This is a genomic window from Mycobacterium basiliense, from assembly GCF_900292015.1.
GTDB lineage: Bacteria > Actinomycetota > Actinomycetes > Mycobacteriales > Mycobacteriaceae > Mycobacterium > Mycobacterium basiliense.
In genome coordinates this window covers 454,606-479,866 of record NZ_LR130759.1, presented here as the reverse complement: position 1 = coordinate 479,866, position 25,261 = coordinate 454,606, and the positions used below count along the sequence as shown (strand labels likewise).

At 66.3% G+C, this 25,261-nt stretch carries 21 protein-coding genes and 1 pseudogene; 15 read left to right on the top strand and 7 right to left on the bottom strand.

The annotated features are described in order from the left end of the window. Positions 1 to 17: 17 nt before the first annotated feature. Positions 18 to 1,583, bottom strand: a complete 1,566-nt coding sequence (locus MB901379_RS02170; RefSeq protein ID WP_162334429.1) for a PPE family protein — start codon at positions 1,581 to 1,583, stop codon at positions 18 to 20. A gap of 273 nt (positions 1,584 to 1,856) precedes the next feature. On the opposite strand from MB901379_RS02170, the pseudogene MB901379_RS25235 reads away from it, so the two are divergent. Next, positions 1,857 to 3,584: pseudogene (locus MB901379_RS25235) on the top strand (PE family protein); the annotation flags it as partial. 1,066 nt (positions 3,585 to 4,650) lie between these two features. Here MB901379_RS25235 and MB901379_RS02160 read toward each other — a convergent pair. After that, the gene (locus tag MB901379_RS02160) at positions 4,651 to 5,553 is read right to left on the bottom strand and encodes an oxygenase MpaB family protein (protein ID WP_158015135.1); all 903 of its coding nucleotides are present in this window, start codon (positions 5,551 to 5,553) and stop codon (positions 4,651 to 4,653) included. A 144-nt stretch (positions 5,554 to 5,697) separates the two neighbouring features. On the opposite strand from MB901379_RS02160, the gene MB901379_RS02155 reads away from it, so the two are divergent. Continuing rightward, on the top strand, positions 5,698 to 6,381 hold the full coding sequence (locus tag MB901379_RS02155; protein ID WP_158018883.1) for a TetR/AcrR family transcriptional regulator: 684 nt from the start codon (positions 5,698 to 5,700) through the stop codon (positions 6,379 to 6,381). Here MB901379_RS02155 and MB901379_RS02150 read toward each other — a convergent pair. Then, the gene (locus tag MB901379_RS02150) at positions 6,284 to 6,862 is read right to left on the bottom strand and encodes a hypothetical protein (RefSeq protein WP_158015134.1); all 579 of its coding nucleotides are present in this window, start codon (positions 6,860 to 6,862) and stop codon (positions 6,284 to 6,286) included. The genes MB901379_RS02155 and MB901379_RS02150 overlap by 98 nt on opposite strands. 7 nt (positions 6,863 to 6,869) lie before the next feature. Next, a complete protein-coding gene (locus MB901379_RS02145) occupies positions 6,870 to 7,451 on the bottom strand; it encodes a VOC family protein (RefSeq protein WP_158015132.1) in 582 nt (193 codons plus the stop codon). Positions 7,452 to 7,548: 97 nt separating this feature from the next. On the opposite strand from MB901379_RS02145, the gene MB901379_RS02140 reads away from it, so the two are divergent. The 4 genes from MB901379_RS02140 to MB901379_RS02125 are packed head-to-tail and all read left to right on the top strand — an operon-like array spanning position 7,549 to position 12,490. Then, positions 7,549 to 8,157 (top strand): TetR/AcrR family transcriptional regulator, encoded by a 609-nt coding sequence (locus tag MB901379_RS02140; protein ID WP_158015131.1) that lies wholly within the window; start codon positions 7,549 to 7,551, stop codon positions 8,155 to 8,157. Then, complete coding sequence (locus tag MB901379_RS02135; RefSeq protein ID WP_408632349.1) at positions 8,126 to 9,274, top strand: alpha/beta hydrolase; 1,149 nt, start codon at positions 8,126 to 8,128, stop codon at positions 9,272 to 9,274. The genes MB901379_RS02140 and MB901379_RS02135 overlap by 32 nt, the downstream gene beginning before the upstream one ends. After that, the gene (locus MB901379_RS02130) at positions 9,271 to 10,233 is read left to right on the top strand and encodes a 2-hydroxyacid dehydrogenase (protein WP_158015129.1); all 963 of its coding nucleotides are present in this window, start codon (positions 9,271 to 9,273) and stop codon (positions 10,231 to 10,233) included. Before MB901379_RS02135 ends, MB901379_RS02130 begins: the two co-directional genes overlap by 4 nt. Before the next feature lie 55 nt (positions 10,234 to 10,288). Beyond that, on the top strand, positions 10,289 to 12,490 hold the full coding sequence (locus MB901379_RS02125) for an acyl-CoA dehydrogenase (RefSeq protein ID WP_158015128.1): 2,202 nt from the start codon (positions 10,289 to 10,291) through the stop codon (positions 12,488 to 12,490). Positions 12,491 to 12,565: 75 nt separating this feature from the next. Here MB901379_RS02125 and fadD2 read toward each other — a convergent pair whose 3' ends face one another. Next, a complete protein-coding gene (gene fadD2 / locus MB901379_RS02120; protein WP_158015127.1) occupies positions 12,566 to 14,242 on the bottom strand; it encodes a long-chain-fatty-acid--CoA ligase FadD2 in 1,677 nt (558 codons plus the stop codon). 66 nt (positions 14,243 to 14,308) lie between these two features. Between fadD2 and MB901379_RS02115 the strand changes: the two genes are divergently transcribed. Further along, the gene (locus MB901379_RS02115) at positions 14,309 to 15,574 is read left to right on the top strand and encodes a DNA polymerase domain-containing protein (protein ID WP_158015126.1); all 1,266 of its coding nucleotides are present in this window, start codon (positions 14,309 to 14,311) and stop codon (positions 15,572 to 15,574) included. 8 nt (positions 15,575 to 15,582) lie between these two features. Here the strand turns inward: MB901379_RS02115 and MB901379_RS02110 are convergent, their stop codons facing one another. Further along, positions 15,583 to 16,968: an MFS transporter gene (locus tag MB901379_RS02110; RefSeq protein WP_158015125.1), complete on the bottom strand. Its 1,386-nt coding sequence runs from the start codon at positions 16,966 to 16,968 to the stop codon at positions 15,583 to 15,585. Positions 16,969 to 17,256: 288 nt separating this feature from the next. Between MB901379_RS02110 and MB901379_RS02105 the strand changes: the two genes are divergently transcribed. The 8 genes from MB901379_RS02105 (at position 17,257) to MB901379_RS02070 (ending at position 24,884) form a co-directional block, all read left to right on the top strand. Then, positions 17,257 to 18,255 carry an ABC transporter substrate-binding protein gene (locus MB901379_RS02105; RefSeq protein ID WP_158015123.1) on the top strand — a complete coding sequence of 333 codons (999 nt, stop codon included), beginning with the start codon at positions 17,257 to 17,259 and terminating at the stop codon, positions 18,253 to 18,255. Positions 18,256 to 18,368: 113 nt separating this feature from the next. Continuing rightward, positions 18,369 to 19,040 carry a 5-oxoprolinase subunit B family protein gene (locus tag MB901379_RS02100; protein WP_158015121.1) on the top strand — a complete coding sequence of 224 codons (672 nt, stop codon included), beginning with the start codon at positions 18,369 to 18,371 and terminating at the stop codon, positions 19,038 to 19,040. Positions 19,041 to 19,056: 16 nt separating this feature from the next. After that, positions 19,057 to 19,926 (top strand): 5-oxoprolinase/urea amidolyase family protein, encoded by an 870-nt coding sequence (locus tag MB901379_RS02095; RefSeq protein ID WP_158015119.1) that lies wholly within the window; start codon positions 19,057 to 19,059, stop codon positions 19,924 to 19,926. A 51-nt stretch (positions 19,927 to 19,977) separates the two neighbouring features. After that, entirely contained in the window at positions 19,978 to 20,523 is a 546-nt protein-coding gene (locus MB901379_RS02090) for a GNAT family N-acetyltransferase (RefSeq protein WP_158015118.1), read from the top strand. A 479-nt stretch (positions 20,524 to 21,002) separates the two neighbouring features. After that, a complete protein-coding gene (locus MB901379_RS02085) occupies positions 21,003 to 22,406 on the top strand; it encodes a nitrate/nitrite transporter (protein ID WP_158015116.1) in 1,404 nt (467 codons plus the stop codon). Between the two features lie 78 nt (positions 22,407 to 22,484). After that, positions 22,485 to 23,630, top strand: a complete 1,146-nt coding sequence (locus MB901379_RS02080) for a uroporphyrinogen-III synthase (protein ID WP_158015114.1) — start codon at positions 22,485 to 22,487, stop codon at positions 23,628 to 23,630. After that, complete coding sequence (locus MB901379_RS02075) at positions 23,627 to 24,397, top strand: sirohydrochlorin chelatase (protein WP_158015113.1); 771 nt, start codon at positions 23,627 to 23,629, stop codon at positions 24,395 to 24,397. The genes MB901379_RS02080 and MB901379_RS02075 overlap by 4 nt, the downstream gene beginning before the upstream one ends. A gap of 31 nt (positions 24,398 to 24,428) precedes the next feature. Then, positions 24,429 to 24,884 carry a TetR/AcrR family transcriptional regulator gene (locus tag MB901379_RS02070; protein WP_158015111.1) on the top strand — a complete coding sequence of 152 codons (456 nt, stop codon included), beginning with the start codon at positions 24,429 to 24,431 and terminating at the stop codon, positions 24,882 to 24,884. Positions 24,885 to 24,903: 19 nt separating this feature from the next. On the opposite strand, the gene nirD is transcribed toward MB901379_RS02070, so the two are convergent. Next, positions 24,904 to 25,260: a nitrite reductase small subunit NirD gene (gene nirD / locus MB901379_RS02065; RefSeq protein ID WP_158015109.1), complete on the bottom strand. Its 357-nt coding sequence runs from the start codon at positions 25,258 to 25,260 to the stop codon at positions 24,904 to 24,906. Between the last annotated feature and the right edge of the window lies 1 nt (position 25,261).

Genomic DNA, 25,261 nt, shown 5'->3' with positions numbered 1-25,261 from the left:
CCAACGACACTACGCGGCTAGTCGCATGCCGCTTCCGGGTCCGAGTCCCAGGTGCCCGGAAGCAGCGGCATTTGCGCGCCGCCGCCGAACTCATCCGCGGCCAGCGTGGTCAAACCCGTTGCCGCACCAGCCGTTTCCTTGTGCAATGCGCCTGCAAATCCCACCTGCGCCGCACCGTGCTCCGAGGCCACCGTCGGCTGGACCGGATCCTCCGGGGGTGGAGCGCCCCAGTCGGGGTCGACCTCGACATCCATGAACTCCTCGCCGTACCCGCGTAGCGTCTTGCGCCGGCGTCGGCGGCGGCGCGCCTGCTCCCGTGCGGCTGCGGCGGCCGCCGCGGCGGCGGAATCGGGCTCCGGTACCTTCCTCTTGGCGCTGGCGGCGGCGCTGGCGCTCATGCCCTCGCCAAATCCGATGCCGGGACCGCCGCCGACCAAGAACGGGTAGCCAAAGCCCCCGGCGGCCGGGGCCGGTGGCGGCGCCGGTGCGCTGCTAACGACGGTGCTCGCGGTGGAGACGGGCGCAGACGGTGACGCGGGCGCCGCGGCCGACGTGGCGACGGTCGGAGCCATCCCGGCGACCGGCAACATGGGCACCGCCGCAACCGGTGGACCGACCGCGGGGATGACGGCGGGATGAATCCCAGCCAGCCCCGACAACCCGGCAAAGCCGGTCACCGCCCCCAGGTTGGAGATAACACCACCGAGCGCGACCGCCAGCAACTGGGGCGACTGAGCCAGCGCCTGCACGATCTGCGCTATGTGGGTCGGCCAGTCGAACAAGACAAGCTCGACAAGGAACTGAAACGCCTCGACCGGATTGGTAAAAAGATCCTTGACGAAGGTTTGAAAGTCCTGACTCAGTTCGAGAGCGCGAACTAGCCACCAGATCGGTTGGGCCGCATTCGTGTAGTCGTCGTACGGGATTCCGTTGACGGTGCCTTCGGCCGGATCCCAGATCACCCTGCCCCCGGTGATGATGCGCAGGATCTCGGCCACGATGTAGTCGATCGGGCTGGGGTCTCCCCCGTGGTCATGATCGTGGTCATCGCCGACGGCCTCGGCCGCCAGGATTTGCGGTGCGACGGTGGTTTGCGGCGTCGATGCCAGTGCCGCGTCGGACACCGCTTCGTAGGTGGCCATTGTCGTTGCCGCTTGAATCCACATCCGCACGTAGTCGGCCTCGTTGAGCGCGATCGGGATGGTGTTGATCCCGAAGAAGTTGGTCGCTATCAGCACTCCGTGGATGGCGTGGTTGGCGGCCAACTCGGGCAACGTCGGCATGGCCGCCAACGCGGCGGTGTAGGCGGCGGCCGCGGCATCATGCTGGGCGGCCGCTTGCACGCTGGTGGCGCTGGCACGCATCAACCACATCAGGTAAGGCACATGGGCAGTCACGTACCGCTCCGCGGTTGGCCCCTGCCATGCCCCGCCCTGGACCGCGCCCAGCACGGAAATGAGTTCGTCTGCCACCGCCGTGTATTCGGCGCCCAGCGCTGACCATGCCGCGGCCGCCGACAGCAAAGACCCGGGCCCGGGGCCACTACTGAGCAGCGCGGAATGCACCTCAGGCGGGGACGCCATCCATACCGGGGCGACCACGGCTAGCCCCGCCACCAGATGAACATGATTTTCATTATCGACATTTGACACCACCAATGGCCGCATTGCAAGCAGAACCAATGCAGCGCCGGTTCCCGCCGACGCGGCTGCTTGAAAATACCTGGGAGCATTCTGGGAAACTTCACAGATTTCTTGCTCTCGGCGGATATATTCTGTATCATGCCGATTTTTTCCTGGTGACTGGGGACCCCAGGTCGGCCTGACACCGTAGTCATGTCGTTTGGGAGGTCTCTCATGTCGTATGTAATCGTGTCGCCGGACGCGCTGGTGGCGGCGGTAGCGGATCTGGGCAGTCTCGGATCGAATCTCGGCGCCGCTAACTTCGCCGCAGCGGCCAATACCACGCAGCTACTAGCCGCGGGCGCCGACGAAGTATCGGCGGCGATCGCCGGCATGTTCGGCACCTACGGCCAGGCTTATCAGGCGGCGAGTGCGCAGGCGGCTGCGTTCCATGCCCAGTTTGTGCAGGCATTGAGCGCGGGCGGAGGAGCATACGCGGCAGCCGAGGCCGCCGCCCTGTCGGCGCTGCTTGATCCAATAAACGCACAGTTTGTGGCGGCTACCGGGCGCCCATTGATCGGCAACGGCGCAAACGGCGCCCCGGGAACCGGGGCCAATGGCGGCGACGCCGGCTGGTTGATCGGCAACGGCGGCGCCGGTGGATCCGGAGCAATCGGCGCCAGCGGCGGGGCCGGCGGGAACGGCGGCGCCGCTGGGCTCATCGGCAGCGGTGGTGCTGGCGGCGCAGGCGGGGTCGCCACCGCCGCCGCCGGCACCGGCGGCGCCGGCGGGGCCGGCGGCAACGCCGTGCTGATAGGCGCCGGCGGCGCGGGCGGCACCGGCGGGGCATCAACGGAACTCACCGGCGGGAACGCCGGGGCCGGCGGAGCCGGCGGGAACGCCGGCATGCTCTTCGGCGCTGCCGGGCCCGGCGGCGCCGGCGGGTACTCATTCGCCAGCGCGGCCACCGGCGGGGTTGGTGGGGCCGGCGGCGCCGGCGGGCTCTTCGCCGACGGCGGCGTCGGCGGCGTCGGCGGACAAGGCGGAACCGGCGCTGCCGGCGGGGCTGGCGGGGCCGGTGGGCTATTCGGCGCCGGCGGCACGGGTGGGGCCGGCGGCACCGGTGGTTCCACCGGTGGGGTTGGTGGTGCCGGCGGCGCCGGTGGATCCGGTGGGCTGATGGGCGCTGGCGGCACCGGCGGCAGCGGCGGCAGCGGCGGCTCGACCATAGGCCTTGCCGCCGGGAACGGCGGGGACGGCGGGGACGCCGGTCTGCTGTCACTCGGCCAAGCCGGCGGCGCGGGCGGTGCTGGCGGCGAAGGCCTCGGCAAGGCGGCCCCCGGTGGGGCCGGCGGCACCGGCGGCAACGCCGGTATGTTCTTCGGCACCGGCGGGGCCGGTGGGGCCGGCGGCTTTGGCACCGCCGCGGGCGGCGCGGGCGGCGCCGGCGGCAACGCCGGCCTGCTCAACGGGTCCGGCGGCGCTGGCGGCAACGGCGGCGCCGGTGTGACTCTGGGCGGCAGCGGGGGGGTCGGCGGCACTCCCGGCCTGGTCGGCAACGGCGGTAACGGCGGTAACGGCGGCGCCAGCTCCGCCGGTGCCGGCGCCGCTGGCGGCGCTGGCGGCAACGGCGTGCTGATTGGCAACGGCGGCAATGGCGGCAGTGGTGGAATCGGCGTGACCACCGGCAAGGCCGGTGTCGGCGGCATCGGCGCGCTGCTGTTAGGTGCGGACGGATTCAACGCTCCAACCAACATTTCGCCGGTGCACACGCTGCAGCAAGATGTGCTCGCCATCGTGAATGAACCGTTCCAGACACTCACCGGGCGCCCGCTGATCGGTAACGGCGCCAACGGGACTCCCGGGACCGGGACCGCCGGCGGCGACGGTGGGTGGCTGTTCGGTAACGGTGGCAACGGCGGGCACGGGGCGACCAACACCGCCGTCGGCGGCACCGGTGGGGCCGGTGGGGCCGGTGGGGCCGGCGGGATCTTGTTCGGCAGCGGCGGCACCGGGGGAACCGGAGGGATTGCCACCAACACCAACGGCGTCGGCGGGGCTGGCGGCACCGGCGGCAACGCCTTGCTGATCGGCTCCGGCGGCACCGGCGGCACTGGCGGGAACTCCATCACCAGCGGAAAGGGAGGCGCCGGAGGCAATGGCGGCAACGCCGGCCTCTTCTACGGCGCCGCCGGGACCGGTGGCCACGGTGCCGCGCCCGGCAACCCGAATGGCGTCGGCGGCGCCGGCGGCAACGGCGGGCTGTTCTCCAACGGCGGAGTCGGCGGGGCGGGCGGTTTCGGCGCCGGCGGCGGAGCCGGCGGGAATGGCGGCCTGTTTGGGTCCGGCGGTACCGGAGGCGCCGGCGTGTCCGGCGGAGCCGGCGGAGCCGGCGGGAACGGCGGCCTGTTCGGCGCCGGCGGCACCGGCGGCACCGGGGGCTCTGGCGCCAATGTTGGCGGTGCCGGCGGGGCCGGCGGCAGCGCCGGCCTGCTATCCCTCGGCGGCTCCGGTGGTGCCGGCGGCAGCGGCGGTGCGGGCACCCTCACCGGTGGAGCCGGCGGGGCTGGCGGTGGCGCCGGCGCGCTGTTCGGCTCCGGCGGGGCGGGCGGCGCCGGCGGGCACGGCGGCGCGGGTGGGAGTACGACCCAGCAAGGCGGCGCCGGCGGGGCCGGCGGCACCGCCGGCTTGCTCATCGGCTCCGGCGGCGCCGGCGGGGCCGGCGGCACCGGCGCCAACGCAGGAGTGGCGGGCACCGGCGGTAGCGGCGGTATCGGCGGCAAGGCCGGGGTGTTCGGTAACGGCGGTGACGGTGGCGCGGGTGGAAACGCGATCACCACCGGCGGTAACGGCGGTACCGGGGGCAACGCCGTTCTGATCGGCGACGGCGGTAACGGCGGGAACGGCGGCAAGGCCGCGGCCAATGGCACGCCTGGCACCGGCGGCACCGGCGGGCTGCTCATCGGCGAGGACGGTCTGAATGGAGTGATCTAGTCCGCGGGCCCGTGGCAGCGGCGCCACACCAGGACTACACCAAGGGACGCCCGGTTCTCATTCGCCGGTCCAGATCCCAGAGCATCAGGTTGAACGGGAACTGCCGAATGACTCGCGGCATCACCCGATTCACCGCGCCCACTAGGGCCATCAACCGATCGAACCGTCGTTGTTTGTCAGCGTCCCAAGGCAACCGCATCTCGTCGCGAAACCGTTGCGGCAAGAAGCCGGTCGTGATGAGCAGCGCGATCCCCTCCGAGAGGCGCCGCAGCGGTCCGGGCAGGTTGACCCCTCGCACTCGGGACACCGCGATCGGATAGAGGTATTCGCGGACCGTGTCATCGATGTGGATCTTGGCAAGTGACTCCTGCCAATACCGGTCAAAGGCGGCCCGATCGGCCGGCCACAACTCCGGGGGCACCTGCAATGTGGTGCCGATCGACATTCCCTCGCGATAATGGCGATCGGCCTCCTCGTCGTCCATCTCACCGACAAAAGTCCGGTAGACATCGACGCCGCCCTTGTACAGGCAGGCCGCCACCCACAGCTGTAGGTCGACATCGAAAGCGTTGTACTGCACCGGGCTTTCCGGTGTCGAGTACACCTGGGCGTGGACCCGGTTGACGGCCCGCCGGAAGGCCGCCTTCTGCTCATCGCTGCCCGCGGCCGCCACCGCAACGTAGGTGAAGGTGGTCCGCGCCCGCTTGATCGGGTGGCGATCAATTCGCCCACTTTCGACCCGGCTTTCCGCAACGCCGTATCCGACCCCGGGTCGCGCCAGCTCCATGATCACGTTGGCCGGGCCGGCCAGCAGCGCCACCCCCATCAGGCCCTCGACAAAGCCGCCGGACCGGCGCGCTTTGACCGGCCGAGGGGGGTCGGATAGCGGACGCTCGACATGGGGAAGGGGTCGGTCGAGCGCCTCGTGAACGGCCACTGCATTTCCTCCTGGCCCGCTAATTGTGGTAACACGCGTTTCCTGATAGTGTCGCGCTCCTGACCGGGTGTCAAGATGGTGCCGATGACTAGTGACTCCGGGTCGACTTCCGGGTCGACCCACGCCTCCACCGACGCCTCCACCATGCGTCCCTACCGTGGCGTTGAGGCGGCCGCCCGGCTGGCCGCGCGCCGACGGCAGTTGCTGGACGCCGGCCTGGACCTGCTGGGCTCCGACGAACGCGACATCGCCGAACTGACCGTCCGCAGCGTCTGCCGCCGGGCCGGCCTATCTGCCCGCTACTTTTACGAAAGCTTCACCGACAAAGACGAATTCGTTGGTGGGGTGTTCGATTGGGTGGTAGCTGAGCTGGCCGCCACCACCCAGGCCGCGGTGGCAGCGGTACCGCAGCACGAGCAGACCCGCGCCGGGATGGCCAACGTGGTGCGCACCATCGCCGGTGACGCCCGCATCGGACGCCTGCTGTTCAACACACAACTCGCGAACCCGATTGTGGTGCGCAAGCGCGCCGAATCCAGCGCGCTGTTCGCCATGTTGTACGGCCAGCACGCCATTGACATGCTGCGCACGCCGGCAAACGAGCGCGGCAAAGCCGCGGCACACTTCGCCGTAGGTGGTGTCGGACAGACCATCAGCGCCTGGCTGGCCGGCGATATGCGATTGGAACCGGATGAGCTCGTCGATCAGCTGGCTTCACTGCTCGACGAACTTACCGACCCAGCCTTGTACCGTCCCCATACAACGGCAGCAGCGGCAGCTGCCAAAGGCGGGTCCCGGAATCCAGCAGCCAGAGCCGTGCCAAGGTAAGTCGCATGATCCGCTGGGCACCGGTGATCATGATGATCGCCACCGGGAGTTCGAACACCAGCGCGGATATCACCGACCACCAACGCTCGGCGGGCCCGGCGGTCATCAGGTCGAACCACGCATCACAGATCAGCAGCACCCCGGTGGTGAACGCGGTGAGGAGGAGCAGTTGGCGACGCAGGTAGCCGAGCACGGCGGTGGCCGCCATGAAACCGACCAACAGAATGTCGAAGCCGACCCAGGTGGCCGGCCAATTGTGGGCAACATAGTTCGCCGGCAGCGTCCAGGCCAGGAACACCGTCCATGGGATCAGCGCCACTGCCCCGCCCACTATCAAGGCCAGCCGAAGACGCCGAGCGCGCGCGAACGTTGCCGGGTCCAGCAGGTCGGTCAGCGGCCGCTCCAGCCGAACAATCAGATCACGCCGTTGCTCTGGACTTAGCGCCGCGATCTGATCGTCGGTCAAAATGGCGTCAGTCACGATCGTGTTAGCGACCCGCAGTCACCGGAGGCCGCCGGTCCGCAGCGGTCTTCGGCACCGCAGGCGTATCGCTGTCATCGAATTCCTTTACCCAGCAAGCGAATTCCAGCGTGACGCCATCAGGATCCTGGAAGTAGAACGAGCGCACGTACACGCCCGGATGCACCGTCGCGGACACCTGCCGTGCACTTTCGTCATGGTTGAGCACCGGGCCGACCCGCACTCCCTTGTCCTTCAGCCGCTGCCGGTAGGCGTCGAACTTTTCCGCGGGAACATGAAACGCCAAGTGATTCATGCTGCTCACCGCGCTGGTGATGTCGCCAATGCCCGGGATGGCACCGGGCGACGAGATGCCCGGAACCCGATCTGGCGCGTCGGCGAACCAAAAGAACGCGACACAGTCGCCATTTCCGGCGTCGAAGAAGAAGTGTTGCCCCTGCCCGCCGGGTAGGTCGAGCGACTTGATCAGCGGCATACCGAGGATGTTGCTGTAAAAGTCCACGGTGCGAGCCATATCCGAACAGACCAACGCGACGTGGTTGATGCCGCCGAGTTCGAACTCGTCGTTGATGTTGTGCGGCTTGATCATCTTCCGACTCCGATCGGTCCTCGGGTCCATACTCTGGCCGAGATTCGAATCTGAATCTAACATCAGATTCAGATTCGCTCCAGAGGAGGTGCACCAGGTGCCGGAGTTCCCGACGCACCGCGGACGACAGACGCAGGCCGCAATCGACGCCGCCGCGCGAAGGGTCATCGCCCGCAAAGGAATCCTTGCGACAACTATTGCCGACATCGCCGCCGAAGCCGGCCGTTCAGCGGCATCGTTCTACAACTACTACGACTCCAAGCAAGCGATGGTCCGTCAATGGGCGCTGCGGTTCCGTGACGAAGTAAACGAGCGGGCACTGACGGTGACCCAGCACGGTCTCTCCAATCGCGAACGGACGTACGAAGCTGCGGCCGCTCACTGGTACACCTACCGCCACCGACTGGCGGAAATGATCGGCGTGTCGCAGTTGGCGATGATCAACGACGACTTTGCCCAGCACTGGGCCGAAATGTGCGAGTTGCCAATATCTTTTATCAACGAGACGGTCAAGCGTGCTCAATCGCAGGGATACTGCCCGGGCGATGACCCACGGCTGATCGCCGAGGCAATCGTGGCCATGTTCAACCAGTTCTGCTATATCCAGCTCAGCGGACCACGGACCAAGGAACCCGACGATCAGGCCTGCATCCAGACCCTGGCCAACATCTACTATCGCGCCATCTACGGCGAGGAGGTTTGCTGAATTGTCCAATGTCATCCGCGAGTTCGTCGGGCTACCGTCCCCGACTGCCGGTCGCGCCGGCGCCGGCGGACACCCATGCCAGGGCCTCTATCATCGCGCCGCGGACAGCAAACCGCAGATAGCGATGATCGCCACGCACTACCAAATCGATTTCTCCGAGCACTATCTCGCCGACTACCTGGCCGCCCGCGGCATTGGGTTCCTGGGCTGGAACACCAGGTTCCGGGGTTTTGAAAGCAGCTTCCTCCTCGATCACGCATTGGTCGACATCGGCGTCGGGGTACGGTGGCTGCGTGACATTGCAGGCGTGGAAACGGTGGTGTTGCTGGGCAATTCGGGAGGCGGATCATTGATGGCGGCCTATCAATCGCAGGCGGTCGACCCCAACGTCACCCCACTGGCGGGCATGCGTCCAGCAGCCGGCGCCACCGAGTTGCCCACGGCCGACGCATACATCGCCACCGCAGCCCATCCCGGACGTCCCGACGTGTTGACCGCCTGGATGGATGCTGCCGTTATCGACGAAAATGATCCTGTGGCAACCGATCCCGGTCTGGACCTGTTCAACGAAGGCAACGGTCCGCCGTACTCCCCGGAGTTCCTCGGCCGCTACCGAGCGGCTCAGGTAGCACGCAATGAGAGCATCACCGATTGGGCCGAGGAAGAGCTCAAACGTGTTCGCGCAGCCGGATTTTCCGATCGACCGTTCAGTGTGATGAGAACCTGGGCCGATCCCCGCATGGTCGATGCCAGCATCGAACCGACCAAGCGCGAACCCAACCTGTGCTACGCGGGGACACCGGTGAAAGCGAATCGCTCGGCATACGGCATCGCCGCGGCCTGCACGCTGCGCAGCTGGCTGGGCATGTGGAGCCTGCGGGTGGCGCAAACCCGCGCCGAACCGCATCTGGGCCGTATCACCTGCCCGGCGCTGGTGATCAATGCCGACGCCGACACCGGCGTCTTCCCCTCTGACGCGCAACGCATCCACGACGCGCTCGCCAGCACCGACAAGGCACAGGCCTCAGTCGATACCGACCATTACTTCACCACCCCCGGCGCCCGCGACGAGCAGGCCGGCATCATCGCCAACTGGATAGAAAAACGGTTCCGGTGAAGCAGCCACTGAGGGTTCTCGCACATTTTGAGCCCGGCGACCGGGTGCTCGATTCCCTTGCCGGTGAATCGGAGTGGCTTGACATCCGATGGTGCGCCGAGCACGACGACGCGGGCTTCTACCGGGAGCTACCCGAGGCCGAGGTGCTGTGGCATGTGCTTCGTCCGCTATCAGGCGCCGACTTGAAATGCGGCCCACGGCTGCGGCTGGTGCATAAACTCGGCGCCGGAGTGAACACGATCGACGTGGCGACGGCGACGCAACGCGGTATCGCGGTGGCCAACATGCCCGGCGCCAATGCACCGTCGGTGGCCGAGGGCACAGTGCTGCTGATGCTGGCGGCACTGCGGCGGTTACCGGCGCTGGACGCCGCCGTCCGACAGGGACACGGCTGGCCGACCGACCCGCAACTGGGCGAAACGGTACGCGATATCGGCAGCTGCATCGTTGGCCTCATCGGCTACGGCAACGTCGCCAAGCGCGTCGCCGCCATTGTCGGCGCGATGGGCGCCACGGTGCTGCACACCAGCACCCGCGACGATGGACGACCGGGCTGGCGGCCGCTCCCCGAACTGCTTGCCGCCTGCGACATCGTCTCGCTCCACTTGCCGTTGACAACGGACACCCATCATCTCCTCGCCGCCGATGCTCTGGCCCGAATGAGGCCTAATTCATTGCTAGTCAACACCTCTCGCGGAGCCATCATCGACGAAGACGCCCTGGCGGATGCACTGCGCAGCGGACGGCTGGCCGCAGCCGGGCTGGATGTGTTCGCCGTAGAGCCGGTGACCGCCGACAACCCGCTAATCGGTCTGGATAACGTGGTGCTCAGCCCGCACGTCACCTGGTACACCGTCGACACCATGCGGCGCTATTTATCCGAAGCCGTCGACAATTGCCGGCGCTTGCGCCAGGGCCGTCCGCTGGCCAATGTGGTCAACCAACTGACCGGTTGTTAGCTTGGTAGGTGCTTGGCCGAACTGGCTGTCCTGGAAAAGCAATGGAAGGCGACCAATGCCGATCGCGATCAATCCTGAGCATCAAGACTTGGCCGAATCGGTGCGGTCCCTGGTAGCCCGGGTAGCGCCGTCCGAGGTGCTGCACACGGCGATGGAGACCCCGCTCGACAACCCCCCGCCCTACTGGCAGGCAGCGGCCGAGCAAGGCTTGCAGGGCGTCCATCTCACGGAAGCGGTGGGGGGACAGGGATACGGCATCCTCGAGCTGGCGGTGGTGCTGGCCGAGTTCGGCTACGGGGCGGTGCCCGGGCCGTTTGTGCCGTCGGCGATCGCGAGCGCGCTGATCGCGGCGCACGACCCCGAGGCCAAGGTGCTCGCCGAGCTGGCAGCCGGGGCGGCCATCGCAGCCTACGCGCTGGACTCCGGGCTGACGGCTACCCGTCACGGCCTGACGGACGGTGGGGTGCTGGTGATCCGCGGGGAAGTCCGCGCGGTACCCGCGGCGGCGCAGGCGTCGATTCTGGTGCTGCCGGTGGCCATCGACAGCGGCGACGAATGGGTGGTACTGCGGGCCGAGCAGCTGGAAATCGAGCCGGTGCAGAGCCTGGATCCGCTACGGCCCATCGCACACGTACGGGCCAACGCCGTCGAGGTCGGCGACGACGCGGTACTGAGCGACCTGAGCATGACCACTGCCCACGCCCTGATGTCCACGCTGCTGTCCGCCGAGGCCGTTGGGGTCGCTCGCTGGGCCACCGACACCGCGTCGGATTACGCCAAGATTCGGGAGCAGTTCGGCAGGCCGATCGGTCAGTTCCAGGCGATCAAGCACAAATGCGCCGAGATGATCGCCGACACCGAACGCGCCACGGCCGCGGTATGGGACGCCGCGCGCGCCCTCGATGAGGCCGACAAGGGCACTGCGGGCGCCGAGATCGAATTCGCCGCCGCCGTTGCGGCCACGCTGGCGCCAACCGCGGCACAACGCTGCGCGCAGGATTGCATACAGGTACACGGCGGCATCGGCTTCACCTGGGAGCACGACGCGAATGTGTACTACCGGCGGGCACTGATGCTGGCCGCCTGCTTCGGTCGCAGCTCGGAGTATCCGCTGCGAGTGGTGGACACCGCAACCACCACCGGCATGAGGCCGGTGGACATCGATTTAGACCCCGAGACCGACCAGCTGCGAGCCGAGATCCGCGCCGAGGTTGCCGCCCTGAAAGACATGGACCGCGAGGCGCGCAAGGTTGCCATCGCCGAAGCTGGCTGGGTGCTGCCCTATCTGCCCAAGCCGTGGGGGCGAACGGCCAGCCCGGTTGAGCAGATCATCGTCGCCCAGGAGTTCAGCGCGGGCCGGGTCAAGCGGCCCACGGTGGGTATTGCCGCTTGGATCATCCCGTCGATCGTCGCGTTTGGCACCGAGGAGCAAAAACAAAAGTTTCTGCCGCCGACCTTCCGCGGCGAGCTGATCTGGTGTCAGCTGTTTTCCGAGCCCGGCGCCGGTTCGGATCTGGCAGGCCTCACCACCAAAGCCACCCGCGTTGACGGCGGCTGGCGCATCACGGGTCAGAAGATCTGGACCACCGCAGCCCAATATTCACACTGGGGTGCGCTGCTGGCGCGGACAGACCCCTCCGCGCCGAAACACAATGGCATCACCTACTTCTTGCTGGACATGAAAAGCCAAGGCGTGCAGGTGAAGCCGCTGCGTGAACTCACCGGTCACGAGCTGTTCAACACCGTCTACATCGACGACGTTTTTGTGCCCGACGAGTGCGTGCTGGGCGCGGTGAACGAAGGCTGGGAGGTCAGCCGCAACACCCTGACCGCCGAACGGGTGTCGCTTGGGAGCACCGACGCGAACTTCTTGGCCACCCTGCCCCAGTTTGTCGAGTTCGTTCGAGAAGGCCAGTTCGACCAGGTCGCTCGACATCGCGCCGGCCAGTTGATCGCCGAGGGGCACGCCGCCAAGGTGCTCAACCTGCGGTCCACGCTGTTGACGCTGGCCGGCAAAGACGCGATGCCGTCGGCAGCGATATCCAAGCTGTTGTCGATGCGCACCGGTCAGGGCTATGCCGAGTTCGCGGTGTCGTCGTTCGGCACCGATGCCGTTATCGGCGACACCGACCAGTTGCCCGGCAAGTGGGGAGAATACCTGCTGGCCAGCCGGGCCACCACGATCTATGGCGGCACCTCGGAAGTTCAGCTCAACATCATCGCCGAACGGCTCTTGGGCCTGCCCCGCGACCCGTAACCCGCTGGCGAGCAGACACAGAATCGCATGGCGGGCCGTGCCCGCATGCGATTCTGTGTCTGCTCGGCGGAGCGACTACTGGTCGACTTCTATCTCTCGCAGCTCGCGTTTGAGGATCTTGCCGGTCGGATTACGCGGCAGCTCGTCGAGGAAAACCACTTCCCGCGGCACCTTGTAACGAGCAAGGTGGTCACGCACATAGTGCTTGACGGTCTCCTCGTCGAGGTCGGCGTCGGGCTTCTTCACCACGAAGGCGCGCAGCCGAGCCCCCCATTCCTTATCGTCCACACCGATCGCGGTGGCCTCCACAACGTCAGGATGCCCGCTGATCAGATCCTCGACTTCGGCCGGGAACACGTTTTCACCACCGGAAACGATCATCTCGTCATCTCGTCCGCTGACGTAGAGCAGACCATGCTCGTCGAAGTAGCCGACGTCACCCGACGACATCAGACCGTCGATGATCTGCTTGTGACCACCGCCGGTGTAGCCCTCGAACGGAAACGCGTTACCGACGAATATCCGCCCGACCTCACCCTGGGGCAACTCGTTACCGTTGTCGTCGAGGATTTTCACCTTGACGCCCTTGACCACCGGTCCTACCGTCGCGGCGTTGCGTTCCAGATCCTGGGGCCCGGCGATGGTGGCAAACGCGATCTCGGTGGATCCGTACATGTTGTAGATCACCGGACCGAGGTCTTTGAGCGCGCGTGAGGCCAGCTCGGCGCCCAACTGTGAACCCGAAACGAACACGATTTTCAGGCTGGACAAGTTGGGTTTCTTGTCCATCTTTTCGACCGTGTCCAGGATCCGCGACAGCATCACCGGCACCACGACCATCGATGTCGCCCGGTACGTTTCGATGTCTTCCAGGATCAGCGGCGGCTTGAACTTGCGGCGTAGCACCAGCGTCGAGCCCAGGAACATCGCGAGGGTGGCGTGCAGGTAGCCGAGCGCGTGGAACATCGGCGCCGGCAGCGATGTCACCTCGTTGGCCTTGAACGGGACGTGCGACAAAATGCCGCCCACCGGTGCCAGCGTCGGCGGGGTACTGCGGTTAGCGCCCTTCGGGGTGCCGGTGGTGCCGCTGGTGAGGATGATGATCGAAGCGTGCTTGCCGGCCTTGGGGGCCGGCGATGTCGAGCTGCGGGCGATTAGATCGGCCAGCGTCTCGTCGGTGCTGCCGGACGGGCCGTCCGCGTCGGGGTTGACGCCGAGGGCCCGCAGCTTGCCCAACTCCGGCTCGGCCTTGCTAACGGCCTTGGTGTACTCGTCGTCGTAGATGATCAGCCTGGCGCCTTCGCGGGCTGACACCTCTTTGATTTGCGGGCCGGAGAACTCGCTGTTGAGCAGGATGATGCGGGCGCCCGCACGGGCGGCGCCGTAGTTGGCGATGAGGAACCAGCGATGGTTGCGCGCCAGGATGGCCACGCCGTCGCCAGCCCGCACCCCCTTGGCGAGCAGACCGTTGGCCACCGCGTGCGCCGCCTCGTCGAGCTGCCGGTAGCTGAATTCACCCTCTTCGTCGATGCACGCCGCGCGGTCGGGATGACGCCTAGCGTTGAGCGACGGCAGCATGCCGAACTCGCCCCATTTCGCGATCTCGGCGGCCATCGCGGCGTAGTTCAGCGGCGACTCCAACCGGAACGCGCCGGATTCGAAGATCTTGCGCACGTAGTGCAGTTCGGCGGTGCCGCGATCGACGTATTGCTGGATTTTTGCGACCCCGGGCAAGTCACTGAGGTTAGCCATAACCTCACAATATGTGACGGCCGTCGCACCGCGGCAAAAAGCATCCCGGAATTACTATCAACTCCCATGACCGGTCCCGCATCACTGGATGTGGCCGGACACCACGTCACCATCACCCATCCGGACAAAGTCGTATTCCCCGGGCGGGACGGCAAGCCCGGCTCGAAGTCCCACACCAAGCTCGACCTAGTTCGTTACTACCTGGCTGTGGCCGATGGTGCGCTGCGCGCGGTGTCCGGCCGGCCGATGATCCTAAAGCGCTTCGTGAAAGGCATTTCCGCCGAAGCGGTGTTCCAGAAGCGTGCACCGGCAAACCGACCGGATTGGGTCGACGTTGCCGAGCTGCACTATGCGTCCGGCACGTCGGCCAAGGAAGCCGTCATCCATGACGCCGCTGGACTGGCATGGGTGATCAACCTGGGGTGCATCGATCTCAATCCCCACCCGGTGCGGGCCGGCGACCTCGATCATCCCGACGAGTTGCGCGTCGACCTGGACCCCATGCCCGGGGTCGAGTGGCGGCGGATCGTCGAGGTTGCGCTGGTGGCGCGCGAGGTGCTCGAGGACTTCGGGCTCACCGCGTGGCCCAAAACGTCGGGCTCTCGCGGCTTCCATGTCTATGCCCGGATCGCGCCGCGCTGGTCGTTTCGGCAGGTCCGGCTGGCCGCGCAGACGGTGGCGCGGGAGGTCGAGCGGCGGGCGCCCGACTCGGCAACCAGCCGCTGGTGGAAGGAAGAGCGCGAGGGCGTGTTCGTCGACTTCAACCAGAACGCCAAGGACCGCACGGTCGCGTCGGCCTACTCGGTTCGGGCCACCCCCGATGCCCGGGTGTCCACCCCGTTGCACTGGGACGAAGTGGCGGACTGCAATCCGGAAGACTTCACCCTGCAAACCGTTCCCGATCGGTTGGCACAGATAGGAGACCCATGGGTGGGGATCGACGACGCCGTCGGCCAGCTCGACCGGTTGCTGATGCTGGCCGAAGAACTGGGTCCGCCGGAGAAGGCGCCGAAAGGGGCGGGCAAACGAGCCGACGGCCGCCGCCAGTCCACGATGCCGCTGATCGAGGTGGCCCGCACCAAAACCAAAGACGAGGCCATGGCCGCGCTAGACACCTGGCGCAGCCGCTACCCAGCGGTGGCCGAGCTGCTGCAGCCCGCCGACGTGCTGGTCGACGGCATGCGCGGGCCGAGCTCGATCTGGTATCGGATCCGAATCAATCTGCGGCATGTGCCGCCCGAGCTGCGCCCACTACAAGATGAGCTGATCGCCGACTACAGCCCCTGGCCGCACTACCGGCCCCCGCAGAACCCGCCAAAGCGCGCAGACTAGCGGCCCACTCACACCCCCAGCTGCCCCATACGGGTCTTGCTGCGCAGGTAGAAGTACCACGTGACGAAGAGCAGGGCCAGAAAGAAGAACACGTAGAAGCGCAGCGCGGGTTCGATGTTGCCGAACTGCGACTTCGACCAGGCGTAGGCCAGCGGTACGAAAAATCCGCCGAAGGCGCCCACCGCCGAGATGACGCCCAATGCGCCGGCGGCCTGCCGTCGCATGTGGACCATCGTGTCGGGGTCGCCTCCCGCCAGTTCGCCCTTGATCTTGAAAATCCTCGAGATCATCCGATAGGTCGAGCCATTGCCGATACCAGTGGCAACAAACAAGAACATGAAGCTAATAAAGAACAGGGTCAGGTTGACTGCCCGCACAGACCACAACGCCGCGGCCGCACCGGCCGCCAGCATGACGAAACTGAACGCGGTGACCCGGGCGCCCCCGATCCGGTCGGCCAGCTTGCCACCCAGCGGCCGGATGACCGATCCGATGCCGGCGCCCAGGAAGGCCCAAGCCAACGCGATGTCGCCGCGGCCAAAGACGGTCTTGAGTAGCGTCGGAAACGCCGCGGAGTATCCGATGAAGGATCCGAACGTACCGATGTACAACAGCGCCAGGATCCAGGTGTCGGCGTGGCGCAACGACTGCCATACCGGCTTCACGTCGGCCTTCGCCTCGGCGAGGTTGTTCATGAACAGGAACGCGCATACCGCCGCGACCACGGCCAACGGGACGAAGAACAGACCCGCACGCGCCAACGCCACCCCGCCCCCGGCGACCACGATCGCCGGAATGATCTTCTGCACCACCGCCACACCGATGTTGCCGCCGGCGGCGTTGAGACCCAGCGCCCACCCTTTGTCCTTCTCCGGGTAGAAGAACGAGATGTTGGCCATCGATGATGCGAAGTTGCCGCCACCCACACCTGCGGTCGCGGCGATCAACGTCAAGAGCGCGAACGGGATGTTGGGGTGGCTCACCGCCCAGGACAGCAGCAGACAGGGAATCACCAACAGGCTGGCCGAGATGGTCGTCCAGTTGCGGCCACCGAAGATCGGGATCGCGAAGGTGTACGGCAACCGCAGAAACGCGCCGACACCGCTGGGAATGGCTACCAGGCATAGAGCCTGGCTAGCGGAGAGGGCCCAACCGGAGGGACCGGGCTGCCCATGCGGGCCGGCCGTCATATGGACGACGACGATGCTCCATAGCATCCACACGCTGAACCCGACGTGCTCGGCGAAGATGGAGAAGATCAGGTTGCGGCGGGCGATCGGTCTGCCGACCGTTTCCCAAAACTCCGGGTCCTCAGGGCGCCAGTCATGGATCCAGTGACCTCCGACATGGGGCTCGGGGGGCGGAGCGTGCTGGATTACCTGGGTGGTGGTCATCTGAGTCTCCTGTGAACAAGCGGACGAATCCCGGCCGGATCAGGCCCGTGATGCGCAAGGACGACTCGACGCTAACGACGCGCTGTTACCGAACTACGTGGCCGCAGTTACGCCGTCGAAACGCAATAATCACATCGGTCTTGACCGCTCTGTAAGAAAAATTGCAGACCGGCCGGCCACCCAAAGACCCGCACGCGCCACGGCCCGGCAGCTGAGCCGCGCACCGCGACGCAGTCGAGGGGCGACGGCGTGGCGGCGCGACAAGCCGGCACGCGATAGTCTCACGCGATGCAACAGGGATGGAGTCGGCGTGGATTCCTGCAGGTCGCTGGTGCCGCAGGGCTACTCGCCGGGGTTGCCGAATTTTCCGGCGGGTGCTCGTCACCCAAGCCAGCGCCGGGCACTCGCGGCGGCGGGGCCGTGACGATAACCCACCTGTTCGGGGAGACCGTCATCCCGGCGCCGCCCAAGCGTGTGGTGAGCGCCGGCTATACCGAGCAGGATGACTTGCTCGCCGTCGGGGTGGTGCCGATAGCGGTGACGAACTGGTTCGGCGACCAGCCATTCGCAGTGTGGCCGTGGGCCCAGCCACAATTGGGCTCAGCGCAGCCGGTGGTGTTGAACCTCGACAACGGCATTCAGGTCGACCGGATCGCGGACCTCAAACCGGATCTCATCGTGGCCATCAACGCTGGACTCGACATCGACACCTATAAGAAGTTGTCCGCAATCGCGCCCACCATCGCCCAGGCAAACGGTGATGCCTTCTTCGAACCATGGAAGACTCAAGCCTTTACGGTCGGCCAAGCCGTCTTCCAAGCTGACCAGATGAAGTCGCTTGTGGATGCCGTCGACCACAAATTCGCCTCGGTGGCGCAGCGGTATCCGCAGTGGGTGGGCAAGAAGGCCCTGCTATTGCACGGCAAGCTCTGGCAAGGCATGGTCGTCGCGACCATGGCCGGCTGGCAGACCGACTTTCTCAACGACATGGGCCTGGTCGTCTCCGACAGCATCAAGCCCTATTCCGACAGCCACGGCGCCATCCCCCGCGATCACATCAAAGCGGTGCTCGACTCCGCCGACGTGTTGATCTGGTTGACCGAGAGCGCAGAGGACGAACAGGCGTTGCTGGCCGACCCGGAGATCGCGGCCTCCCAGGCGACGGCGCAGAAGCGCCACCTTTTCACCACCAAGGAACAGGCCGGAGCGATCGCGTTTGCGTCGCCGCTGAGTTATCCCTTGGTGGCCGACCAACTGCCCCCGCTGATCAGTAAGATTCTCGGCTGAATCCGCGGCGCGCGGCACCGCCCGCCCCGCCCGCATGAGCGTTTGCTAAGGCCCCTCTGGCAGTGCTCGAAAATTCCTCGCCGGACCCCCGATCTCGGGACTACCGTCAAAGAATGAGTGTGACGGACATCGCAGACCACCTCGCGCCGGGCGTGGTTGTGCGCACGGTTTTCGATTACGGCGATCAAGCGCTGATGCTGCAATGCGACAGCACCGCCGATGTATTGGCGTGGACGCAGGCGCTGCGGTCCGCCGTCCTGCCCGGCGTCATCGACGTTGTTCCCGCTTCCCGCACCGTGTTGGTCAAGCTGTCCGAGCCCCGTTTCCAGGGGGTCACCCGTCAGCGATTGCGGCGGCTGGTGGTCAACCCTGACCCGTTCCCCATGGATCGCTCGCGCGAAGCGCTGCCCGACCACGTGATCGATGTCGTGTACGACGGCCCGGACCTTGCCGATGTAGCCCGACACACGGGCCTGACCACCGCGCAAGTGATCAACGCCCACACCGCGACCCAGTGGCGGGTGGGATTTGGCGGCTTCGCCCCCGGCTTCGCTTACCTCATCGGCGGCGACCCCCGATTGCAGGTGCCGCGCAAGTCCGAACCACGGACATCGGTACCCGCCGGGTCGGTCGCCCTCGCCGGCGAATTCAGCGCAATCTATCCGCGGCAATCGCCCGGCGGGTGGCAGATCATCGGCCACACCGACGCGGTCCTGTGGGATCTCGACCGACCCGACCCCGCACTGCTGACGCAGGGCATGTGGGTCCAGTTCCGGGCGGCGTAGCTAAGGAGGACGCATCGTGATGACTTTGGAAGTCCTGCGTAGCGGACCGCTGGCGATCGTCGAGGATCTCGGTCGGGCCGGGCTGGCCCACCTCGGTGTCGGGCGCTCCGGGGCCGCCGACCGCGGCTCACATACGCTAGCCAACCGACTGGTAGCCAATCCCGACGATTGGGCCACCGTCGAGGTCACCTTTGGCGGGTTCGCAGCCCGGGTTCGCGGCGGCGACGTCGACATCGCGGTGACCGGCGCCGACACCGACCCGACGGTCAACGGAACGATGTTCGGCACCAACAGCATTCACCATGTTCGCGATGGCGAGGTGATCTCGCTGGGCACGCCGCGCGCCGGATTACGAACCTATCTGGCGGTGCGCGGCGGCATCGGCGTCACCCCGGTACTGGGCTCGCGCAGCTACGACGTCATGTCGGCAATCGGTCCCGCACCCTTGCAGGCCGGAGACGTGTTGCCGGTGGGCGAACACACCGACGACTACCCCGAACTCGACCAAGCCCCAGTGGCGGCGATCACGGACAGCGTGGTCGAACTGCGGGCGATACCCGGGCCGCGCGACACCTGGTTCGTCGATCCGGACGCCCTGGTCCACACCGACTGGGTGGTCTCCGACCACAGCGATCGAGTGGGAACGCGCTTGATCGGGCACCCGTTGCAATACCGCAACCCGGAGCGGCAGCTACCCAGCGAAGGCACCACACGTGGCGCAATCCAGGTGCCGCCCAACGGTTTACCGGTAATCTTGGGTCCTGATCATCCGATCACCGGCGGCTACCCGGTGGTGGGTGTGGTGATCGACGCGGATATCGACAAGCTCGCGCAGGCACGACCGGGCCAGCACCTGCGCCTGCATTGGGCTCGGCCCCGTTCGTAACATCTGATGCCGCGAGAAGCTCCCGCTGGGCAGGGCTGGTAAACAGACAACGTGCACCCGCAGATCCATACCGCGCGCTTGGTCCACACCGCCGATCTCGACACCGAAACGCGGCAGCGCATCTACCAGATGGTGACCGAAGCTTTCGCCGGTGACTTCTCCAAGAACGATTGGGAACACGCATTGGGCGGCATGCACGCGGTGATCTGGCATCACGGCGCGATCATCGCCCATGCCGCTGTGGTACAGCGACGGCTGATCTACCAAGGCACCGCCCTACGCTGCGGATACGTAGAAGGTGTTGCCGTGCACGATGATTGGCGCGGCCAAGGACTTGCGCACGCATTGCTGGATGCCGCCGAACAGGTGATCCGTGGCGCCTACCAGCTGGGTGCGCTCAGCTCCACACCGCGCGCTCGCATGCTGTACGCGACACGGGGCTGGCTGCCCTGGCACGGGCCGACATCGGCGCTGACGCCCACCGGCCCAGTTCGTACGCCAGACGACGATGCCGCAGTCTTCGTGCTACCGGTGGACGTCAGCCTCGACACGTCCGAGGAGCTGATGTGCGACTGGCGCGTGGGAGACGTCTGGTAGTCGAGGCATTACCCGCCGCCGGCCATGCCGTCCGGGAACAGTGCTGGGCAGCGGTGCTTTTCCTAATCACGCCGTCCTTGAATTGCCGACGCGGCAAACGAAACACGCTGCGGCAGCGCATCGCCCGTGGCCCGCAAGCTGTTAACACGGTGTAACGCGAATTGACTCCACTGCCAGTGATTTGCCAGACAACTGGGATTCAACTTTCAGCCGATATCCAACCAATCGAGTTGACTCGCTTACATACTCAGTGTGAGCATCGAATGAGACGGCGGCGCAAGCCTCGTGCCACGGGGTGCCTGCGGCTTGACGCCAGCCAGAATGAGCGAAGGTGGGAACGCTCGATCGAGAGGGGTTTCGGCGCAGACCTTTTGGAATGCCGCCGCACATGGGTATCCGCATAGCCGCGTGGCCATCGTCGCACCGCCAAGTCTGATCGGAGCTCGGACGCAACACCGTCCACGAAAGGTGAAGACCGCATGGGCCGTAACCAGCGAATCACGGAGTGGGATCCCGAAGACGACACGGCTTGGGAAGCCGGCAACAAGGCGGTGGCCCGTCGCAACCTGCTGTGGATCGTCGCCTGCGACCACATCGCCTTCGGCGTTTGGACCCTGTGGCCGGTGATGGTGTTGTTCATGCCGGAAGACGTGTACGGCTTTTCGGCGGCCAACAAATTCCTGCTCGGCGCGACCGCCACCTTCGTCGCCGCGTGTCTGCGGATTCCCTACTCGCTAGGCATTGCCACCTTTGGGGGCCGCAACTGGACGGTGTTTTCCACAGTGGTGCTCTTTGTTCCCACCCTTGGCACCATCTGGCTGCTGGCTCACCCCGGGCTGCCGCTCTGGCCCTACCTCGCCTGTGCGGCGCTGACCGGGTGCGGCGGCGCCAACTATGCCGCGTCGATGACCAACACCAATGCCTTCTACCCGCATCGACGCAAAGGCTTTGCACTCGGGTTCAACGCCGGCGCCGGCAACCTTGGAGTGCCGATGATCCAGTTGGTGGGGTTGTTGGTGCTGGCGGTCGCGGGCCACCGGCAGCCGTACTGGGTGTGCGGACTGTATTTGGTGCTGCTGACGGGGGTCGCCCTGGGCGCGGCGCGATATCTGGACAACCTCGATCACGCCACCTACGACGTTGGCCACTTGCGCTCGATCTTGTTCGAACGTGATACCTGGGTCCTCGCATTGCTCTATCTGGGCACCTTCGGGTCGTGGATCGGGTTCTCGTTCGCCTTCGGCCAGGTTCTACAGATCAATTTCGCCGATAGCGGGCAAAGCCACGGCCAGGCGGCGCTACACGCCGCCGAGTTCACGTTCGTCGGGCCGGCGCTGGGCTCGCTGGCCCGAATCTACGGCGGCAGGCTGGCCGACCGCGTCGGCGGCAGCCGGGTCACGCTGGCCGTGTTCGCAGCCATGGCGCTGGCCACCGGGTTTCTGGTAGCCATCAGCACCCACGACGACTACACACCGGGCCCAACGACTGTAGCCACCACGATCGGGTACATCAGCGGCTTCATGACCCTCTTCGTCCTGGCCGGCCTGGGTAACGGGTCGGTATACAAGATGATCCCTTCCGTCTTCGAGGCGCGCAGCCACCGGCTGGACGTCAGCGAGACTGACCGTCGCCGCTGGTCGCAAGCCACCTCGGGGGCGGTGATCGGATTCGTCGCCGCGTTCGGCGCCCTCGGCGGCGTGGGCATCAACCTCGCGCTGCGACAGTCCTACCTGAGCACCGGTACGGACACGGCCGCGTACTGGGTTTTCCTGGCGTTTTATATCGCCGCTGCGAGCCTGACCTGGATGAAATACGCACGCCGGCCGGCCTCGATTAACCGAACCCCAGGTGCCACGACCGAATCCCAGCTCGCACGAGTGTGATTGGTGTCCCAGGAGGGGGCAATGCGGCAGCAATTGCCTGGTAACGCAACCGAAACCTCACACGCATACACACTTCTTATGGCCCAGCAAAATCCTGAGCCACTTAGGGGCTATCGGATCGCGGTGACCTCGGCTCGCCGTGCCGAGGAACTGTGCGCACTCCTGCGCCGCCAAGGCGCAGTGGTTTGTCGCGCTCCGGCGATCGATATGATCGCGCTCCCCGAGGACGACGAACTACACAGCAACACCGAGGCGCTGATCGCCAATCCGCCCGACGTTTTGGTCGCACATACCGGTATCGGCTTTCGGGGTTGGGTAGCGGCGGCCGAGGGGTGGGGCCTGGCCAGCCAGCTCATTGATGCGTTGTCGTCATCTCGGGTCATCTCCCGGGGGCCGAAGGCCACCGGGGAGCTGCGCGCCGCCGGGTTGCGCGAGGAGTGGTCTCCGGAGTCGGAATCCTCGCAGGAGGTTCTCGAATACCTACTCAAATGCGGGGTGTCCGGTGAGCGGATCGCCGTCCAGCTGCACGGTGCGGCTGACGCCTGGGATCCCTTTCCCGAGTTTCTTGGTGGCTTGCGTTCGGAGGGCGCCGAGGTGGTGCCAATCCGCGTTTACCGCTGGAAGCCAACGCCATTGGGCGGTGAGTTCGACCAGTTGGTCACCGGGATCGCGCGACGGCAATTCGATGCGGTTAGTTTCACGTCTGCACCCGCGGCGGCGGCAGTGCTGGAGCGTAGTCGCGAGCTGGATCTCGAAGACCAACTATTGGAGGCGCTGCGCACCGACGTGCACGCCATGTGCGTCGGCCCGGTCACCTCCCGCCCATTGATCCGCAAAGGCATCCCCACCTCGTCCCCCGAACGAATGCGGTTGGGGGCCTTGGCCCGGCATATTGCCGAGGAACTGCCCTTGCTAGGTTCGTGCACCGTGAAAGCGGCGGGCCACGTGGTCGATATCCGCGGGACCTGCGTGCTGGTCGATGGTTCCATCAAGACCCTGTCGGGCTCGGGAATGGCCATATTGCGCGCGTTGGCGCATCGTCCCGGTGACGTCGTTAGCCGTGCTGAGCTGCTGAATGTGCTGCCCGGCAACGGCGACGACACCCACGCGGTGGATACCGCAGTGCTGCGGCTACGAACGGCGCTGGGCGACAAGAACATCATTGCGACGGTGGTCAAGCGTGGGTATCGACTCGCCCTCGATACCCAGGACGGGGCGCCATGAGTCTGATCCTGACGGCACACGGCACCCGCCGACCGACTGGTGTCGCAATGATCGGTGACCTCGCCGCGCAGGTGGGCGTCCTCATCGGGCACACGGTGCACGTTGCCTTTGTCGACGTGCTGGGACCCACGCCCAGCGAAGTGCTCTCCGGCCTGTCCGTGACGTCGCCCCGGCCGGCGATTGTGGTGCCGGCGTTCCTGTCTCGTGGATACCACGTCCGTGCCGACCTGCCGGCGCACGTCGCGGCCAGCGGCCATCCCAATGTCACCGTCGCCCCTGCCTTGGGGCCAAGCCGGGAGCTCACCCGCATCCTTGCCCAGCAACTGGTTGAATCCGGTTGGCGTCCGGGCGATTCGGTGATCCTGGCGGCAGCGGGCACGTCGGATCGGCGAGCCCTCGCCGATCTGCACCAGGCGCGGACATTCCTATCGACACTGACCGGATCACCGGTAGACCTCGGGTTTGCCGCGACCCTTGCTCCTGACGTGCAGACTGTGGTCGCCAACGCCCGTCGGCGGGGGGCGCGCCGGGTCGTGGTGGTCTCATATCTGCTGGCCGAAGGTCTTTTTCAGGAGCGACTGCGCGCCAGCGGCGCCGATCTGGTCACGCCGCCGTTGGGCAACCATCCCGGATTGGGCCAGCTAATTGCGGACCGCTTCCGCAACGCAATGCGGCGCTCATGCGCCAGCCATCGAATGCAGCACGTACCGAATTACATGGAACACAATGCATTGCCAGCGGGGCGCGCCGACAGCGCCGACTCTTGATCTTTGATCACATCCGGGTGATCCTGGCAACATGGCCCGGCACGAAGAACCCGCACGCGGGCTCCTTGACCCGGTGGCCAAGATGCTGCGTTTGCCATTCGCCACACCGGAGTTCATCGACCGAATCGTCACCGGAAGCGTCAACCAAGTGGGCCGCCGGACGCTCTACATGCTGATTACCACCTGGGATGCTGCCGGCGGTGGCCCGTTTGCGGCCAGCGCTATTGCATCGACGGGGCTGGCGAAGACGGCTGAGATCGTGCAGTCGATGTTCATCGGCCCGGTCTTCAACCCCCTGCTCAAGATGCTGGGCGCGGACAAGATCGCCATCCGGGCGTCGTTATGCGCCTCTCAGCTGGTCGGCTTGGGGATCATGCGCTATGGGGTCCGATCCGAGCCCCTGCATTCAATGCCGGTGGATGCGTTGGTGGACGCCATCGGCCCGACGATGCAGCGTTACCTGGTCGGCGACATCGACCGGGGCTAGCCCCGGCGCGTCCGTCGGATCAGGCCGCCACCCGCGCGACCTGAATGTGCCCCTCGGGTGTCACCCGTGCCGGGTACACCGGTACCGACACTCGCGGATCGTCGAGGCAGCTACCGTCGTCTAGGGCGAATGCCTGCTTGAGAATGGGCGATTGAACAGCGGCCCGGCCGCCTCGATCGCCGACGATCCCCCGGGACAGCACGGCCGCACCCGAGAACGGGTCGACGTTTCCCACGGCGTGCACTGAGCCGTCGTCCAGACGGAACAGCGCCGCCTGAGTGCCATCGTCGAGCAGTACACCCACCCCACGACCGGGGATGAGATGGTCGTAGGCACAGGCGGTCGTCCACACCTGAATGTCGTTGAGAAGTGTCACA